This window comes from Cupriavidus taiwanensis (assembly GCF_900249755.1).
GTDB classification, from domain to species: domain Bacteria; phylum Pseudomonadota; class Gammaproteobacteria; order Burkholderiales; family Burkholderiaceae; genus Cupriavidus; species Cupriavidus taiwanensis_D.
Genome location: NZ_LT976853.1, coordinates 1,580,761 through 1,597,734 on the forward strand (window position 1 = coordinate 1,580,761; position 16,974 = coordinate 1,597,734).

Sequence of the window (16,974 nt, forward strand, 5' to 3'; positions counted from 1 at the left end):
TCCCGCAAGCGGGAGAGGGGAGCAAACCGGCAGCGCTTACATCCCCACGTAATTCGGCCCGCCACCACCCTCCGGCGTCACCCACACGATATTCTGCGTCGGGTCCTTGATGTCGCAGGTCTTGCAGTGCACGCAGTTCTGCGCATTGATCTGCAGGCGTTCCTTGCCCGAGGTCTCGTCCTGCACGAACTCATACACGCCCGCCGGGCAGTAGCGCGACTCGGGGCCGGCGTACTTGTCCCAGTTGATGTCGACCGGCACGCTGGCGTCCTTGAGCGTCAGGTGCGCCGGCTGGTTTTCCTCATGGTTGGTGTTGCTGATGAACACCGAGCTGAGGCGGTCGAAGGTCAGCTTGCCGTCCGGCTTCGGGTAATCGATTCTCTGGCACTCGGCGGCCGGCTTCAGGTAGACATGGTCCGGCTTCACGCGGTGGATGGTCCACGGCGGGTTGCGGATGCCCAGCTTGGGCAGCAGCCATTGCTCGATGCCCGTCATCAGCGTCGCGGTGGTGCGGCCCTTCTTGAACCACTGCTTGAAGTTCTTGGCCTGCAGCAGTTCCTTGTACAGCCAGCTCTGCTCGAACGCGGCCGGGTAGGCGCTCAGTTCGTCGTGCTGGCGGCCGGCCTGCAGCGCGTCATAGGCGGCCTCGGCGGCGAGCATGCCGGTCTTGATCGCGGCGTGGCTGCCCTTGATGCGCGAGGCGTTCAGGTAGCCGGCGTCGCAGCCGACCAGCGCGCCGCCCGGGAACACGGTCTTGGGCAGCGACAGCAGGCCGCCGGCGGTGATGGCGCGCGCGCCGTACGACAGGCGCTTGCCGCCTTCGAAGTACTGGCGGATTTCCGGATGCGTCTTGAAGCGCTGGAATTCCTCGAACGGCGACAGCCACGGGTTGGTGTAGTCCAGGCCGACGACAAAGCCGACCGCGACCTTGTTGTCTTCCATGTGGTACAGGAACGAGCCGCCGTAGGTGGCCGGGTCCAGCGGCCAGCCGGCGGTGTGCACCACCAGGCCCGGCTTGTGCTTGGAAGGATCGATCTCCCACAGCTCCTTCAGGCCAATGCCGTAGCTCTGCGGATCCTTGCCGGTGTCGAGACCGAATTTCTCGATCAGCTGCTTGCCCAGGTGACCGCGCGCGCCTTCGGCGAAGATCGTGTACTTGGCATGCAGCTCCATGCCCAGCTGGAAGTTGTCGGTGGGCTCGCCTTCCTTGTTGATGCCCATGTTGCCGGTGGCCACGCCCTTGACCGAGCCGTCTTCGTTGTACAGCACCTCGGCGGCGGGGAAGCCCGGGAAGATCTCGACGCCCAGCGCCTCGGCCTGCTGGCCCAGCCAGCGCACGAAGTTCGACAGGCTGACGATGTAGTTGCCTTCGTTGTGGAAGCACTCGGGCAGCAGCGCCGGCGGCGTGCCCTTGGAGCCGGTCTCGTTCAGGAACAGGAACTTGTCCTCGGTCACGGCCTGGTTCAGCGGCGCGCCCAGTTCCTTCCAGTTGGGGATCAGCTCGTTGAGGGCGCGCGGGTCCATGATGGCGCCCGACAGGATGTGCGCGCCGGGCTCGGAGCCCTTTTCCAGCACGCACACGTTGACGTCGGCGCCTTTCTCCTGCGCCAGTTGCTTCAGGCGGATGGCCGTGGCCAGGCCGGCGGGGCCGCCGCCGACGATGACCACGTCGTATTCCATCGCTTCGCGCGGGCCGAACTGCTCCAGGAGCTGTTGCTGATCCATTGTCTCTAACCCTCTGTTTCTGTGCTGCTAGCTTGCAATTGTGGGAAATGCGGTGATCGTTGTGCTGAGAACCGGGCCCCGGGGCGAGGCGCGGGGGGCGCCAGGGGAGCCGTGCGAGATCGACGGCCTGATCCGGGCGGACCTGGGCGGCAACGTTTGGCTGCCGAACGGCGCAGGAACGGCGTGCGAACAGCGCCGGATCGCGCGTTTTCCCTCTTTCCCTTTGCGGGCCAAGTTCTTAGAATCTCCGGCATTGTCCGGGACTCGCCACCCACAGGCAAGGATTTTTTTGGAACGGTCGTTCTTTTTTTGATATGCTGCCTTCTGCTCCTGATTAGGCCGGAGGGGCTCCCGCACAAGAGGTAATCATGGGTTTGTCGATCAATCTGGAAGGGAAGGTGGCGCTGGTGACCGGCGCCTCGAGCGGGCTGGGCTCGCGTTTCGCCACGGTGCTCGCCGCCGCCGGCGCCAAGGTGGTGCTGGCGTCGCGCCGCACCGAGCGGCTCAAGGAGCTGCGCGCCGCGATCGAGGCCGAGGGCGGCAGCGCCCATGTGGTGCGCCTGGACGTGACCGACCCCGACAGCATCCGCGCCGCGGTGGCGCACGCCGAGACCGAAGCCGGCGCCATCGATATCCTGGTCAACAATTCCGGCGTGTCGACCACGCAGAAGCTGACCGAGGTGGCCCCGGAAGACTTCGATTTCGTCTTCGACACCAATACCCGCGGCGCCTTCTTCGTCGCGCAGGAAGTGGCCAAGCGCATGATCGCGCGCGCCAAGGGCGCCGAGCGCAACGGCAGCCCGCTGCCGCAGGCGCGCATCGTCAATATCGCTTCGGTGGCGGGGCTGAAGGTGCTGTCGCAGATCGGCGTCTATTGCATGAGCAAGGCGGCGGTGGTGCACATGACCAAGGCCATGGCGCTGGAATGGGCGCGCCACGGCATCAATTCCAACGCGATCTGCCCGGGCTATATCGATACCGATATCAACCACCACCACTGGGATTCCGACGCCGGGCAGAAGCTGATCCAGATGCTGCCGCGCAAGCGGCTGGGCAAGCCGGAAGACCTCGACGGGCTGTTGCTGCTGCTGGCCTCGGACCAGTCCCAGTTCATCAACGGCGCGGTCATCACCGCCGACGACGGCATGGTCTGAGCGCCTGCGCGCTGACGCAGGGAGCGCAAGCGCTCCCGCCTTCCCGCCCACGCGCCAAAAGCGCCGCGGGATACCCGTCCGCCAGCCCTGGGCTTATCCGGTCCCCTTGGGCGCGCCGTCGTCAGCAAGCGTCAATCTTCAGAAATTTCGTGCGTGGCAGGCCAGTCTTGGCATAATCCGCCATGTCTGCAGATTAAGTCTTTACATACAAAGCGAGAACGCCGCGGTGGCCGCATGGCCCCAGCGGCCCTGGACCGGAGGCCGGGGAGATGGAGCAACAACAAGAGGCACGGCGCAACGCCGTGCCGCAACACGTCGTCGATTCCGCGGTCATCCCGCAGGCCGCCGACGAAGCGCAGGACGCTGAATTCCGGGTATCGCCCCGCCTCGAGGACTGGATCGGCGTGATCGTGATGGTGCTGCTGGTCGGCATCACCTTCGCCAACGTGGTGGTCCGCTATTTCACCGACGAGTCGTTCGCCTGGACCGAGGAGTTCTCGGTTTTCCTGATGATCGTGCTGGCGCTGGTGGCCGGCAGCGCCGCGGTGGCGCGCGACCGCAATATCCGCATCGAGTTCTTCTTCGAACGCGGCAGTGCCGCGCGGCAGCGGCGCCTGGCGATCCTGTCGGCGCTGGCCGTGGCGGTGATGTTCATCGCGCTGGCGGTGCTGGGCGCGCGCATTACGTGGGATGAATACACCTTTGGCGAAACCTCGCCCGGCATCGGCGTGCCGAGCTGGTGGTACTCGGTCTGGCTGCCGGTGCTGTCGGCGGGCATCGCGCTGCGCGCGCTGGCGCTGATGGTGCGCAACGTGCGCGCGCTCAAGGCGCTGCATGACGAGAACAAGCCGGCGACGGAGCGTGCCCCATGACGCTGGTTGCCATCATCCTGTTCGTGGTCTTTATCGGCCTGATGCTGCTGGGCGTGCCGATCGGCGTGTCGCTGGGCCTGGGCGGCCTGGTCGCGATCGGCCTGTCCAATCTCGATACGCAGATGTTCGGCCTGCTGGCGGTGCCGCAGAACTTCTATGCGGGGCTGGCCAAGTATCCCTTGCTGGCGATTCCGATGTTCGTGCTGGTGGGCTCGATCTTCGACCGCTCCGGCGTGGCGCAGCGGCTGGTGACCTTTGCCATCGCCGTGGTCGGGCGCGGCCCGGGCATGCTGCCGCTGGTGGCGATCCTGGTGGCGATGTTCCTCGGCGGCATTTCGGGTTCGGGCCCGGCCAACGCGGCCGCGGTGGGCGGCGTGATGATCGCGGCGATGTCGCGCGCGGGCTACCCCGGCTCGTACAGCGCGGCGGTGGTCGGCGCGGCCGCGGCCACCGACATCCTGATCCCGCCGTCGGTGGCGTTCATCATCTACAGCGTGCTGGTGCCCGGCGCCTCGGTGCCGGCGCTGTTCGCCGCCGGCCTGATTCCCGGAGTACTTGCCGGCATCGCGCTGATCGTGCCGGCGGTGTGGCTGGCGCGCAAGCACAACATGGGCGCTGCCGAGGCCGCGCTGCCGCGGCCGCCGTTCTGGAAGAGCCTGCGCGAGGCCGCGTGGGGCCTGGTGGCGCCGTTCCTGATCCTGGGCGGCATGCGCGCCGGCTGGTTCACGCCGACCGAGGCCGCGGTGGTGGCGGTGGTGTACGGGCTCTTCGTCGGCATGGTGGTGTACCGCAGCATCGGCCTGCGCGACCTGTTCACGATCTTCCAGGAAGCGGCCGAAACCTCGGCGGTGATCCTGCTGGTGGTGGCGCTGGCCGGCATCTTCGCCTATGCGCTGTCGACGCTGGGCGTGATCGATCCGCTGGCGCAGGCGATCGCCACTTCCGGGCTGGGCGAGTACGGCGTGCTGGCGCTGATCGTGCTGCTGCTGATGACGGTGGGCATGTTCCTCGACGGCATCTCGATCTTCCTGATCTTCGTGCCGCTGCTGCTGCCGATCGCCAATGCCTTCCAATGGAACCCGGTGTGGTTCGGCGTGGTGCTGACGCTGAAGGTGGCGCTGGGCCAGTTCACGCCGCCGCTGGCCGTGAACCTGATGGTGTCGTGCCGGATCGCGCGCGTGCGCATGGAGGAAACCGTGCCGTGGGTGATCTGGATGCTGCTGGCGATGTTTATCGCCATGCTGATGGTGCTGGCCTACCCGCCGCTGGCGACCTGGCTGCCGGATTACCTCGGCTATTGACCGCTGTTGTCCGTTTTTGCATTCACCAACAAGAACCTGACGCTTTTCCCCTGAGGAGATGAAATGAAACGTCGTGCCCTGATGCTCGCAACGGCCGCCGCCATTGCCGCTTCCGCCTTCGCCCCCGCCGGCGCGATGGCCCAGACCTACAAGTCCGAGTACAAGATGTCGCTGGTGCTCGGCCCGGCCTTCCCGTGGGGCAAGGGCGGCGAGATCTGGGCCGACCTGGTCAAGCAGCGCACCAACGGCCGCATCAACATCAAGCTGTATCCGGGCACCTCGCTGGTGGCCGGCGACCAGACCCGCGAATTCTCCGCGATCCGCCAGGGCGTGATCGACATGGCGGTGGGCTCGACCATCAACTGGTCGCCGCAGGTCAAGGAACTGAACCTGTTCTCGCTGCCGTTCCTGATGCCCGACTACAAGGCGCTCGACGCGCTGACGCAGGGTGAGGTCGGCAAGTCGATCTTCGCCACGCTGGAGAAGGCCGGCGTGGTGCCGCTGGCGTGGGGCGAGAACGGCTTCCGAGAAGTGTCGAACTCCAAGCGCGAAATCCGCAAGCCGGAAGACCTCAAGGGCCTGAAGCTGCGCGTGGTGGGCTCGCCGCTGTACATCGAGACCTTCAACGCGCTGGGCGCCAACCCGACCCAGATGAGCTGGGCGGATGCGCAGCCGGCGATGGCCTCGGGCGCGGTCGACGGCCAGGAGAACCCGCAGTCGGTGTTCGCCGCCGCCAAGCTGTACACCGTCGGCCAGAAGTACGTCACCACCTGGGGCTATGTGGCCGACCCGCTGATCTTCGTCGTCAACAAGCAGATCTGGGAAAGCTGGACCCCGGCCGACCGCGAGATCGTGAAGCAGGCCGCCATCGACGCCGGCAAGCAGGAAATCGCGCTGGCCCGCAAGGGCCTGGCCGAGGCTGGCGCCCCGGCGTGGAAGGACATGGAGTCGCACGGCGTCAAGGTCACGCACCTGACCCCGGCCGAGCACGACGCCTTCCGCAAGGCCACCGCCAAGGTCTACGACAAGTGGAAGAAGCAGATCGGCGCCGACCTTGTCACCAAGGCCGAAGGCGCGATCGCCAAGCGCTAAGTCATCGAGCAGGCCCGCCGGAATTGGCGGGCCTGTTGCATTGGAGGCTGAGATGAAGCACGTCTATACGGTGGTCATGCCGATCCGCTGGGGCGACATGGACGCCATGGGCCATGTCAACAACACCGTCTATTTCCAGTACCTGGAACAGGCGCGCATCGAGTGGTTCGCGTCGCTCGGGCGCGGCGGCAAGGATGCGAACGGGCAGGGGCCGGTCATCATCAACGCGCATATGACCTTCCTGAAGCAGCTGCGCTATCCGGGCCAGATCGAATGCCGGGTGTATGCGGGGCAACTGGGGCGCACCAGCTTCGAGACGCGCATGGAAATCCGCCGCACCGACCTGCCTGACGTGGTGTGGGCCGAGGGCGGGGCCAAGGTGGTGTGGTGCGATTATGCGGCGGAGAAATCGGTGCCGGTGCCGGCGGAGATCCGGGCGATCATCGAAGGGTGATGCGTAGCGCCTCCCGCCGGTTTGCTCCCCTCTCCCGCATGCGGGAGAGGGGCCGGGGGTGAGGGCAGGCGTGTCAAAGCCTGAGGCCCGTGGGTTAACACCGTTGGCCTTGCTTGATGTGGTTCCTTGCTAGCCCGCCCCTCACCCCGGCCCTCTCCCCGTGAGGGGAGAGGGAGAACACCTTGCTTGGGCGAGTTCGGGCGGCTTGGGCGCACCCAACACCGATCTCCCTTTTTCGCGTCTGCGGCTTTGGTCAGTGGTTCACCAACCGCTGCACCAGATCCACCGACGTACTCGCCCCATATTTCTTCATCAGCCGCGCCCGGTAGATATCGACGGTGCGCGGGCTGATCGCCAGCAGCTTGCCGATCTGCTTGCTGGTCTTGCCCTCCACCAGCTGCGCCGCGATCTCGCGTTCGCGTGCGGTCAGCTCGGCGGTGACCTGGCGCTTCTGCGACAAGTCCTCGAAGGTCCAGATGCCGGCGCCGAGCGGCTGGGCCCGGTCCAGCGCGCGGCCGGTGACGTGGCACCAGAACAATTCCCCGCCGGCGCGCTTCATGATGCGCTCGTCCGAATACATGCCGCGCTTGCCCATGATCGGCGCGATGCGCGCGCCGGTGCGCTCGAACTCGTCGGCGGTGGGGTAGAGCACCTGGAACGACTGGCCCAGCAGCGCCTCGCGCGTGGTGCCGAAGATGCGGCAGACCTCTTCGTTGCAGTCCTCGATCACGCGCTCGCGTGACAGCACCAGGCCCACGGGGGCGAGCTGGAAGGCGGTCTGGTAGTCGATGGCGGGCATCTGCTTATGTATTTTTACGTAATGGCGTAGCCGGCTGTGCTTGCGTATGCTGTCGGTCGGACGCGTGACGGCGACGGCCGACCGCCTGTTGCCGATTGTACCGTTACAATTTCCCTGCGTCGCCCGCCGCACCACCCGCCGGCGGGGAGATCGACAGGGACTACCGAGGAAGGAGCGAAGCATGAACAAGGTCTACGCCAGCGCCGCAGAAGCGCTTGCAGGCGTCGTCCGCGACGGCCAGACGATCGCTGTGGGCGGTTTCGGCCTGTGCGGCATCCCCGAGGCGCTGATCGCCGCGCTGCGCGACAGCGGCGCCAAGCAGCTGACCTGCATCTCCAACAACGCCGGCGTCGACGGCTTCGGCCTGGGCCTGCTGCTGGCCACGCGCCAGATCAAGAAGATGGTCTCGTCGTATGTGGGCGAGAACAAGGAGTTCGAGCGCCAGTACCTGGCCGGCGAGCTGGAGCTGGAATTCACCCCGCAGGGCACGCTGGCCGAAAAGCTGCGCGCCGGCGGCTCGGGCATCCCGGCGTTCTTTACCAAGACCGGCGTCGGCACCATCGTTGCCGAAGGCAAGGAGATCCGCGAATTCGACGGCGAACAGTACGTGATGGAACGTTCGCTGACCGCCGACGTGGCGCTGGTCAAGGCCTGGAAGGCCGACAAGGCCGGCAACCTGGTGTTCCGCCGCACCGCGCGCAACTTCAACCCGATGTGCGCGATGGCGGGCAAGGTCACCGTGGCCGAGGTCGAGCAGATCGTCGAGACCGGCGAACTCGATCCCGACGAGGTTCACCTGGCCGGCATCTTCGTGCAGCGCCTGGTGCTCAACGCCAATCCCGAGAAACGCATCGAGCAGCGCACCGTGCGCGCGGCCAGCTAAGGAGACTGATCATGGCATGGACACGTGACGAAATGGCCGCGCGCGCCGCGGCCGAGCTGCAGGACGGTTTCTACGTCAACCTGGGCATCGGGCTGCCGACGCTGGTCGCCAACTGGGTGCCGCAAGGCATGGAAGTCTGGCTGCAATCCGAGAACGGCCTGCTCGGCATCGGCCCGTTCCCGACCGAGGAAGAGGTCGACGCCGACATGATCAACGCCGGCAAGCAGACCGTGACCACGCTGCCGGGTTCGTCGATCTTCTCGTCGGCCGACTCGTTCGCGATGATCCGCGGCGGCCACATCAACCTGGCCATCCTGGGCGCGATGCAGGTCAGCGAGAAGGGCGATCTGGCCAACTGGATGATCCCCGGCAAGATGGTCAAGGGCATGGGCGGCGCGATGGACCTGGTCGCCGGCGTCGGCCGCGTGGTGGTGCTGATGGAACACACCGCCAAGAAGAAGGACGGCACCGAGGACATCAAGATCCTGAAGCAGTGCAACCTGCCGCTGACAGGCGTGGGCGTGGTCAACCGCATCATCACCGACCTGGGCGTGATCGACGTGACCGCCGACGGCCTCAAGCTGGTGGAGACCGCGCCGGGCGTCAGCCGCGAGGAAATCCAGGCGAAGACGGGGGCGCCGCTGCTGTAAGCCAGGCTTCGGCCCTTGCCTGACGAGCCCTGTGGCGCACTGCGCTGCAGGGCTCTTTTCATTTGGTGCCCGCTAGCCGACTACGTCGACCGGCCGGGCAAGCTAGCTCTATCGGCGAATGGCCTGGCCCCGTGCGAGTCACTATGCTGGCCGCTTCCCGGCAGTCGTGTTGCTGCCCATACCACGCTTTCGCAAGGTGCGCGATGCCCGCTACCCCCGCCCAATCCCTGCCCCTGGTCTACGCCTGCTCCGGCTGCTCCAGCGTGGCGCAACTGGCCAATGCCTGCGCGGTGCGGCTGGACCGCGGCGGGCGCGCGGAGATGTCGTGCATCAGCGGCGTGGGCGGGGGCGTGCCGGCGCTGACGCGGGTGGCGCGATCGGGCCGGCCGATCCTGGCGCTGGACGGATGCCCGCTGGCTTGCGTGCGGGCCTGCCTGGCCAACGCCGGCGTGGTGCCGGACCGGCACCTGGTGCTTAACCGGCTGGGCGCGGTCAAGCGCCAGCACGGTGAATGTACCGAGGGCGAGACCGAGGCGGTGTGGCGGGAAGTCGAAGCGGCCCTGGAGAGCCTTGCAAAGGCGTAGGGCATGGCCGGATGCGCCGCGGCGCATCCGGCGGGCGGCACGTCAGGCCGCCGGCTTGTTGTAGCGGCTGAACACCGAGGCCGCGCCGTCGGCCCTGACCAGCAGCACGTCGAACGGATCCTTGCGCGAGCCCTGTTCCATGCCGGGCGAGCCGACCGGCATGCCCGGCACCGCCAGCCCCACTGCCTTGGGTCTGGCGGCCACCAGCTTGCGGATATCGGCGGCCGGCACGTGGCCCTCGATCGCATAGCCGGCGATATGGCCGGTATGGCAGGAGCCGAAGCGCTCCGGCATGCCGAAGCGCTTGCGGTATTCGCCGGTATCCTCGACGTCATGCACGGTCACGGTGAAGCCGTTGGCGCGCAGGTGCCTGACCCAGTCCTCGCAGCAGCCGCACAGCGGGCTTTTGTAGACATCGATGGCGAGCGGCTTCGCTTGCGCGAAGGCATCGGCCGCGGGGCCCAGCACGCCAGCGGCGAGCGTGCCGAGCGCGAGCGCGCCCAGGGTGCCGAGAAAACGTCGTCGTTGCATCATTGCTGCTTGCTCCTTGATTCCTTGCCGTGGCGCCTTACTGTGCCACCCAGCCGCCATCCATGTTCCAGATCGCGCCGCGCACCTGGCGGGCTGCTTCGGACGACAGGAACACGGCCAGCGCGCCCAGCTCATCGGGCGTGACGAACTGGCCCGAGGGCTGCTTTTCGAGCACCAGTTCGCGCTTGGCCTGCTCGACCGGGATGCCTTCCTTCTGCGCGCGGGCTTCGACCTGCTTCTGCACCAGCGGCGTCAGCACCCAGCCCGGGCAGATCGCGTTGGCGGTCACGCCGGTCTGCGCGGTTTCCAGCGCGGTCACCTTGGTGAAGCCGACGATGCCGTGCTTGGCCGCCACATAGGCGGACTTCTGCGCCGACGCCACCAGGCCGTGGGTGGACGCGACATTGATGATGCGCCCCCAGTTCTTCTGCTTCATGCCGGGCAGCGCCAGCCGCGTGGTGTGGAAGGCCGAGGTCAGGTTGATGGCGATGATCGCGTCCCAGCGCTCGGGCGGGAAATCCTCGATGGCGGCGACGTGCTGGATGCCGGCGTTGTTGACCAGGATGTCGGCGCCGCCGAAATCGGACTGCGCGTAGCGCATCATGTCTTCGATCTCGGACGCCTTGCTCATGTCGGCACCGTGGTACCCGACGCGGATCCCCTGGCCGGCCTGCGCGATCTCGTTCTTTGCGGCGTCCGCGTCACCAAAGCCATTGACGATGATGTTTGCGCCCTGCGCCGCCAGCGCCTTTGCGATGCCGAGCCCGATGCCGCTGGTCGAGCCAGTCACCAGTGCGGTCTTGCCGTTGAGCATGTAAGCCTCCGTCGAGAGAAAGGGATGCCACGGCAATGCAGCCACAGGTCCGGCGGCGTGCGCCGTGGCGGTGCGAGGGCCGCGCGCAGGGCGCGGACACGGTGCTGTGGCATTGTACCCGCTGCGGCGTACAATCCAGCTTTGCTCAACTTCCGGCGGCAGCGCCTTTTGGCGCGCTATGGTCCGGTTTGCCAGGGAGTCCAGATGTCTGCCAGTCCGCGTCTCGGTTTCGTCCAGTGCATCAGTCCGGCGGGCCTGCACCGCATGGCCTACCACGAGTGGGGCGACCCCGCCAATCCGCGCGTGCTGGTGTGCGCGCATGGCCTGACGCGCACCGGGCGCGACTTCGACGCCGTGGCGCGCGCGCTGTGCGGCGACTACCGCGTGGTGTGCCCCGACGTGGTCGGCCGCGGCCGTTCGGAGTGGCTGGCCGATGCCAACGGCTACGTGGTGCCGCAGTATGTGGCCGACATGGTCACGCTGATCGCGCGCCTGAACGTCGAGAAGGTGGACTGGTTCGGCACCTCGATGGGCGGCCTGATCGGCATGGGCCTGGCCGGGCTGCCGAAGTCGCCGGTGCGCAAGCTGCTGCTCAATGACGTCGGTCCCCGGATCGCGCCGTCGGCGGTCGAGCGCATCGGCGCCTATCTTGGCCTGCCGGTGCGCTTCAAGACCTTCGAGGAAGGGCTGGCCTACCTGCAGACCATCAGCGCCTCGTTCGGGCGCCATACCGCCGAGCAGTGGCGCGAGCTCAACGCCGCCATCCTGAAGCCGGTGCAGGGCACTGACGGCCTGGAATGGGGCTTGCATTACGATCCGCAGCTGGCCGTCCCGTTCCGCAAGTCCACGCCCGAGGCCATCGCCGCCGGCGAAGCCGCGCTGTGGCGCAGCTTCGAAGCCATCGAGGCGCCGGTGCTGGTGGTGCGCGGCGCGCAGTCCGACCTGCTGCTGCGCGAGACCGTCGCCGAGATGGTGGCGCGCGGCCAGCATGTCAGCTCGGTGGAAGTGCCCGACGTGGGCCACGCCCCGACCTTTGTCGACCCGGCGCAGATTGCGATCGTGCGCCAGTTCTTTACCGGCGCCTGATGCCGTGTTCCGGCGCTTTTTATTGATTTGCGCATTGCCATGAGTCTTCCTGAACTGAAGCGCGCCCACGTGGGCAAGCGCCTGTCCGAATACGCGGTCTACAACGGCGTGGTGTATCTCGCCGGCCAGGTGCCCGAGGTCGATCCCAAGGCCGATATCCGCGGCCAGACGCGCGAGGTGCTGGGCCATATCGACCGCCTGCTGGCCGAGGCCGGCAGCGACAAGACCCGCATCCTGTCGTGCCAGATCTTCCTGACCAACATCGATCTGATCGGCGAGATGAACGAGGTCTGGGACGCCTGGGTGCCGCAAGGCAACACGCCGCCGCGCGCCACCGTCGAGGCGCGCCTGGCCAATCCCGATTACCTGATCGAAGTGGTGGTGACCGCTGCGCTCAACTGATGCAGGCGCTGTGACATGGTGACGTCGACCGACCTGGCTGGCCGGGTCGCAGGCATTCCGGATACCGAGCTGGTCGAGCGCGCGCTGGCCTACGTGCGCGAGCACGGCGCCGGCGTCGCGCTGCCCACCGGCGAGACCGTGCCGTCGCACGCGGAGGGGATGCTGCGCATCCTCGACGGCCTGCGCGTGGACGATTCCGCGCGCGCGGCCGCGTGCCTGTTCGGGCTGGCGGCATTCGTGCCCGAGACCGAGGCCGAGATCGAGCCCCGCTTCGGCGAGGAAGTGGCGCGGCTGGTCAACGGCGTGCGCCAGCTGCTGCGCATCGGCGCCATCGCCGGCAATCGCCCCGAGGCGGAGTCGGCCGCGCCGTCGAAGAACGAAGCCCAGGCGCGCCACGAGCAGGTCGAGGCGCTGCGCAAGATGCTGCTGGCGTTTGCGCAGGACATCCGCGTGGTGCTGGTGCGCCTGGCCTCGCGGCTGCAGACGCTGCGCTGGCTGGCCGAGACCAAGCAGGCGCCGCTGCCCGGCGTCGCGCGCGAAACGCTCGATATCTACGCGCCGCTGGCCAATCGGCTGGGCATCTGGCAGATGAAGTGGGAGCTTGAGGACCTGGCGTTCCGCTTCGAGCAGCCCGATACCTACAAGCGCATCGCCAGGCTGCTGGATGAAAAGCGCATCGAGCGCGAAGGCTATATCGCCGGCGCGATCGCGCGGCTGCAATCCGAACTGGCCACTGCGGGCATCCGCGCCGAGGTGAGCGGGCGCCCCAAGCATATCTACAGCATCTGGAAGAAGATGCGTGGCAAGGAACTGGATTTTGCCGACCTGTACGATGTGCGCGCGTTCCGCGTGATCGTCGACGATATCAAGGACTGCTATACGGTGCTCGGCATCGTCCACCATATCTGGCAGCCGATCCCGCGCGAGTTCGACGACTACATCTCGCGGCCCAAGGCCAACGGCTACAAGTCATTGCACACGGTGGTGATCGGCGATGACGGGCGCGCTTTCGAGGTGCAGATCCGCACCCACGAGATGCACCACTTCGCCGAATACGGCGTGGCCGCGCACTGGCGCTACAAGGAGGCGGGCAGCCGCGGCTACGCCGGGCAATTCTCCGCCAGCGAGCGCTACGACGAGAAGATCGCCTGGCTGCGCCAGCTGCTGGCGTGGAAGGACGATGCCGACCACAGCGTCGCGCACGACGAATCGTGGGAGCAGATCAAGCACGCCGCGATCGACGACCACATCTACGTGCTGACGCCGCAGGCGCGCGTGGTGGCGCTGCCGCAGGGCGCGACCGCGGTGGACTTCGCCTACTACCTGCACAGCGACCTCGGCCACCGCTGCCGCGGCGCGCGCGTGGACGGCACCATGGTGCCGCTGAACACGCCGCTGAAGAACGGCCAGACCGTCGAGATCATCGCGGTCAAGCAGGGCGGGCCGTCGCGCGACTGGCTCAATGCCGACCTGGGCTACCTGGCCAGCAGCCGCGCGCGCGCCAAGGTACGCGCGTGGTTCAACGCGATGGACTCGCAGGAAACCATCGCCCAGGGCCGCGCGCTGATCGACAAGACGCTGCAGCGCGAAGGCAAGACCGCGGTCAAGCTCGAAGACCTGGCGACGCGGCTGGGCTTCAAGACGCCCGACGAGCTGTTCGCGGCGGTGGCCAAGGACGAGTTCAGCCTGCGCCATGTCGAGCACGCGCTGCGCCATCCGGAGGGCGAAGTCCAGGCGCCGGTGAATGAGGAAGACGCCGTCACCAAGAAGAGCCGCGCCACCAGCGTGGCGCGCGGCGCCAAGAGCGGCGTGCTGGTGGTGGGCGTGGATTCGCTGATGACGCAGATGTCGCGCTGCTGCAAGCCGGCGCCGCCGGACGACATCGTCGGCTTTGTCACGCGCGGACGCGGCGTGTCGATCCATCGCCGCAACTGCCACACCTTCCAGCAGCTGTCGGCGCGCGCGCCGGAGCGCGTGATCCAGACCGAGTGGGGCAAGAAGAGCCATGCCGCGGTCTATCCGGTCGACATCCATGTCGAGGCCATCGACCGGCAGGGCTTGCTGCGCGATATCTCCGAAGTGCTGTCGCGCGAGAAGATCAACGTCACCGGGGTCAAGACGCTGTCCAGCAAGGGCGTGGCGCGCATGCAGTTCACCGCCGAGGTCTCCGAGGCCACGCAGCTGCAGCGGGCGCTGCTGCTGATCGAGGAAGTCCAGGGGGTGTTGCAGGCGAAAAGAAAGTGATGCTATACTTGCGGCTTCGCTAGGCTCGTAGCTCAGCTGGTTAGAGCACCACCTTGACATGGTGGGGGTCGTTGGTTCGAGTCCAATCGAGCCTACCAACGAATTGCAGTAAAGCAGCATAAGCAGTGCAGTACAAAGCAGTGCGGCAAGTCCGATTCAACCCCATACGGAACGGAAGGGCATCATGGTTATGACACCGCGAACTACTACCGCTGGCAAGCGACAGTAGTCGAGGTGCGCCTTCGACCCGGTTGGATCGGGTTTGACAAAGAGAAACGCGGCCTTGGCCGCGTTTTTTTTCGTCTGTCGCCTGCCGGCACCCTGCTAAGCTGCCCGCTTTCCCATGCGGCAAGGCGGGGCGGCAAAGAACCAATCGCCAGCGCGCAGGCATGCGGGCCGGTGCCACAAGATGCAGTTTGATCCGCTCAGGCAAGGCGCAAGACGCCGCCGGCGGAACCTGGAGAGTCGAAATGATCGCAATCACGCTGCCGGACGGGTCCCGCCGCGAGTTTCCCGGCCCGGTAACGGTTGCCGAAGTGGCGCAGAGCATCGGCGCCGGCCTGGCCAAGGCCGCGCTGGCCGGCAAGGTCGACGGGCAACTGGTCGACACGAGCTACAAGATCGAGCGCGATGCCGAGCTGGCCATCGTCACGGACAAGGATGCCGACGGCGTCGATGTGATCCGCCACTCCACGGCCCACTTGCTGGCCTATGCCGTCAAGGAACTGTATCCGGAAGCACAGGTGACAATCGGCCCGGTGATCGAGAACGGCTTCTACTACGACTTCGCCTACAAGCGCCCCTTCACGCCCGAAGACCTGGCCGCCATCGAGAAGAAGATGACGGAGCTGGCGCGCAAGGACGAAAAAGTCACGCGCGAAGTGTGGAACCGCGATGAGGCGGTGGCGCTGTTCGAGTCGATGGGCGAGAAGTACAAGGCCGAAATCATCGGCTCGATCCCGGCCGACCAGGAAATCGGCCTGTACCGCGAAGGCAATTTCGTCGACCTGTGCCGCGGCCCGCACGTGCCGTCGACGGGCAAGCTCAAGGTCTTCAAGCTGATGAAGGTGGCCGGCGCCTACTGGCGCGGCGACGCCAACAACGAGATGCTCCAGCGCATCTACGGCACGGCGTGGGCAAAGAAGGAAGACCAGGACGCCTACCTGCACATGCTGGAAGAGGCCGAGAAGCGCGACCACCGCAAGCTGGGCAAGACGCTGGACCTGTTCCACCTGCAGGAAGAGGCGCCCGGCATGGTGTTCTGGCACCCGAAGGGCTGGCAGGTGTGGCAGGCCGTCGAGCAATACATGCGCGGCCGGCTGACGGATGCGGGTTACGACGAGGTGCGCACGCCGCAGGTGATGGACCGTTCGCTGTGGGAGAAGTCGGGCCACTGGGAGAACTACAAGGAGAACATGTTCGTCACGGAGTCGGAGAAGCGCGACTACGCGATCAAGCCGATGAACTGCCCGGGTCATGTGCAGATCTTCAACCACGGCCTGCGCTCCTACCGCGACCTGCCGCTGCGCCTGGCCGAGTTCGGCGCCTGCCATCGCAACGAGCCGTCCGGCGCGCTGCACGGACTGATGCGCGTGCGCGGCTTTGTGCAGGACGATGCGCACATCTTCTGCACGGAAGAGCAGATCGTCGCCGAGGCCAAGGCCTTCAACGAACTGGCGTTCTCGGTCTACGACGACTTCGGCTTCAAGGATGTCAAGGTCAAGCTGTCGCTGCGCCCGGCCCAGCGCGCCGGCTCGGACGAGGTCTGGGACCATGCCGAAGAGGGCCTGCGCCTGGCGCTGCGCGCCTGCGGCGTGGAGTGGGAAGAGCTGCCGGGCGAGGGCGCCTTCTATGGCCCGAAGGTGGAATACCACATCAAGGACGCGATCGGCCGCTCGTGGCAGTGCGGCACGCTGCAGCTGGACCTGGTGCTGCCGGAGCGCCTGGGTGCCGAATACGTCTCGGAGGACAATTCGCGCAAGCGCCCGGTGATGCTCCATCGCGCCATCCTGGGCTCGTTCGAGCGCTTCCTGGGCATCCTGCTGGAAAACCATGCCGGCGCGCTGCCGGCCTGGCTGGCCCCGGAGCAGGTCGTGGTCATGAATATTGCGGATTCTCAGGCAGAGTACGCCGAAAGCGTCGTGCAATTGCTGCAAAAACAAGGGTTTAGGGCTAAGGCGGATTTGCGTAACGAGAAAATTACGTATAAAATCCGCGAGCATTCGCTTCAAAAGCTCCCCTACCTGCTGGTAGTGGGCGACAAGGAGCGGGATGCCAATCAAGTGGCCGTGCGTGCCCGTGGCAACGTGGATCTGGGTGTGATGCCCGTCTCCGCGTTTGTTGAGCGTCTGCAACACGACGTCGCCAGCAAAGCCTGAGGGTG

Annotated in this window: 16 protein-coding genes and 1 tRNA gene; 13 read left to right on the top strand and 4 right to left on the bottom strand. The window is 66.5% G+C overall.

What is annotated here, in order from left to right; all coding sequences use genetic code 11:
• Positions 1-36: 36 nt before the first annotated feature.
• The gene (locus CBM2594_RS07260) at positions 37-1,725 is read right to left on the bottom strand and encodes an electron transfer flavoprotein-ubiquinone oxidoreductase (RefSeq protein ID WP_116356246.1); all 1,689 of its coding nucleotides are present in this window, start codon (positions 1,723-1,725) and stop codon (positions 37-39) included.
• A gap of 368 nt (positions 1,726-2,093) precedes the next feature.
• On the opposite strand from CBM2594_RS07260, the gene CBM2594_RS07265 reads away from it, so the two are divergent.
• The 5 genes from CBM2594_RS07265 (at position 2,094) to CBM2594_RS07285 (ending at position 6,598) form a co-directional block, all read left to right on the top strand.
• Positions 2,094-2,879 (top strand): SDR family oxidoreductase, encoded by a 786-nt coding sequence (locus tag CBM2594_RS07265; protein ID WP_018006823.1) that lies wholly within the window; start codon positions 2,094-2,096, stop codon positions 2,877-2,879.
• A 269-nt stretch (positions 2,880-3,148) separates the two neighbouring features.
• Complete coding sequence (locus CBM2594_RS07270) at positions 3,149-3,751, top strand: TRAP transporter small permease (protein WP_116356247.1); 603 nt, start codon at positions 3,149-3,151, stop codon at positions 3,749-3,751.
• Positions 3,748-5,052, top strand: coding sequence for a TRAP transporter large permease (locus CBM2594_RS07275; RefSeq protein WP_198048110.1), 1,305 nt, complete (start codon positions 3,748-3,750; stop codon positions 5,050-5,052). The genes CBM2594_RS07270 and CBM2594_RS07275 overlap by 4 nt, the downstream gene beginning before the upstream one ends.
• 63 nt (positions 5,053-5,115) lie before the next feature.
• Positions 5,116-6,144, top strand: coding sequence for a DctP family TRAP transporter solute-binding subunit (locus CBM2594_RS07280; protein ID WP_116356248.1), 1,029 nt, complete (start codon positions 5,116-5,118; stop codon positions 6,142-6,144).
• Between the two features lie 52 nt (positions 6,145-6,196).
• Positions 6,197-6,598: an acyl-CoA thioesterase gene (locus CBM2594_RS07285; protein WP_115662429.1), complete on the top strand. Its 402-nt coding sequence runs from the start codon at positions 6,197-6,199 to the stop codon at positions 6,596-6,598.
• A 253-nt stretch (positions 6,599-6,851) separates the two neighbouring features.
• On the opposite strand, the gene CBM2594_RS07290 is transcribed toward CBM2594_RS07285, so the two are convergent.
• A complete protein-coding gene (locus tag CBM2594_RS07290) occupies positions 6,852-7,397 on the bottom strand; it encodes a PAS and helix-turn-helix domain-containing protein (protein ID WP_116356249.1) in 546 nt (181 codons plus the stop codon).
• A 181-nt stretch (positions 7,398-7,578) separates the two neighbouring features.
• On the opposite strand from CBM2594_RS07290, the gene CBM2594_RS07295 reads away from it, so the two are divergent.
• The 3 genes from CBM2594_RS07295 to CBM2594_RS07305 all read left to right on the top strand — a co-directional run bounded on the left by CBM2594_RS07295 (position 7,579) and on the right by CBM2594_RS07305 (position 9,514).
• Entirely contained in the window at positions 7,579-8,280 is a 702-nt protein-coding gene (locus CBM2594_RS07295) for a CoA transferase subunit A (RefSeq protein ID WP_116356250.1), read from the top strand.
• Between the two features lie 11 nt (positions 8,281-8,291).
• Positions 8,292-8,930 (top strand): CoA transferase subunit B, encoded by a 639-nt coding sequence (locus tag CBM2594_RS07300; RefSeq protein WP_116356251.1) that lies wholly within the window; start codon positions 8,292-8,294, stop codon positions 8,928-8,930.
• 203 nt (positions 8,931-9,133) lie between these two features.
• On the top strand, positions 9,134-9,514 hold the full coding sequence (locus CBM2594_RS07305) for a putative zinc-binding protein (protein ID WP_116356252.1): 381 nt from the start codon (positions 9,134-9,136) through the stop codon (positions 9,512-9,514).
• Between the two features lie 42 nt (positions 9,515-9,556).
• Here CBM2594_RS07305 and CBM2594_RS07310 read toward each other — a convergent pair whose 3' ends face one another.
• Both CBM2594_RS07310 and CBM2594_RS07315 read right to left on the bottom strand, forming a co-directional pair.
• On the bottom strand, positions 9,557-10,048 hold the full coding sequence (locus tag CBM2594_RS07310) for a DUF411 domain-containing protein (RefSeq protein WP_116356253.1): 492 nt from the start codon (positions 10,046-10,048) through the stop codon (positions 9,557-9,559).
• Positions 10,049-10,082: 34 nt separating this feature from the next.
• The gene (locus CBM2594_RS07315) at positions 10,083-10,859 is read right to left on the bottom strand and encodes a 3-hydroxybutyrate dehydrogenase (protein ID WP_116356254.1); all 777 of its coding nucleotides are present in this window, start codon (positions 10,857-10,859) and stop codon (positions 10,083-10,085) included.
• A gap of 204 nt (positions 10,860-11,063) precedes the next feature.
• Between CBM2594_RS07315 and CBM2594_RS07320 the strand changes: the two genes are divergently transcribed.
• From CBM2594_RS07320 to thrS, 5 genes are all read left to right on the top strand, one after another.
• Entirely contained in the window at positions 11,064-11,945 is an 882-nt protein-coding gene (locus CBM2594_RS07320; RefSeq protein ID WP_116356255.1) for an alpha/beta fold hydrolase, read from the top strand.
• Positions 11,946-11,984: 39 nt separating this feature from the next.
• Positions 11,985-12,347: a RidA family protein gene (locus CBM2594_RS07325; RefSeq protein WP_012352549.1), complete on the top strand. Its 363-nt coding sequence runs from the start codon at positions 11,985-11,987 to the stop codon at positions 12,345-12,347.
• A 15-nt stretch (positions 12,348-12,362) separates the two neighbouring features.
• Positions 12,363-14,591, top strand: a complete 2,229-nt coding sequence (locus CBM2594_RS07330; protein ID WP_116356256.1) for a RelA/SpoT family protein — start codon at positions 12,363-12,365, stop codon at positions 14,589-14,591.
• A gap of 21 nt (positions 14,592-14,612) precedes the next feature.
• Positions 14,613-14,689 (top strand) — tRNA-Val (locus CBM2594_RS07335).
• Between the two features lie 372 nt (positions 14,690-15,061).
• Entirely contained in the window at positions 15,062-16,969 is a 1,908-nt protein-coding gene (thrS, locus tag CBM2594_RS07340) for a threonine--tRNA ligase (protein ID WP_116356257.1), read from the top strand.
• Positions 16,970-16,974 lie beyond the last annotated feature (5 nt).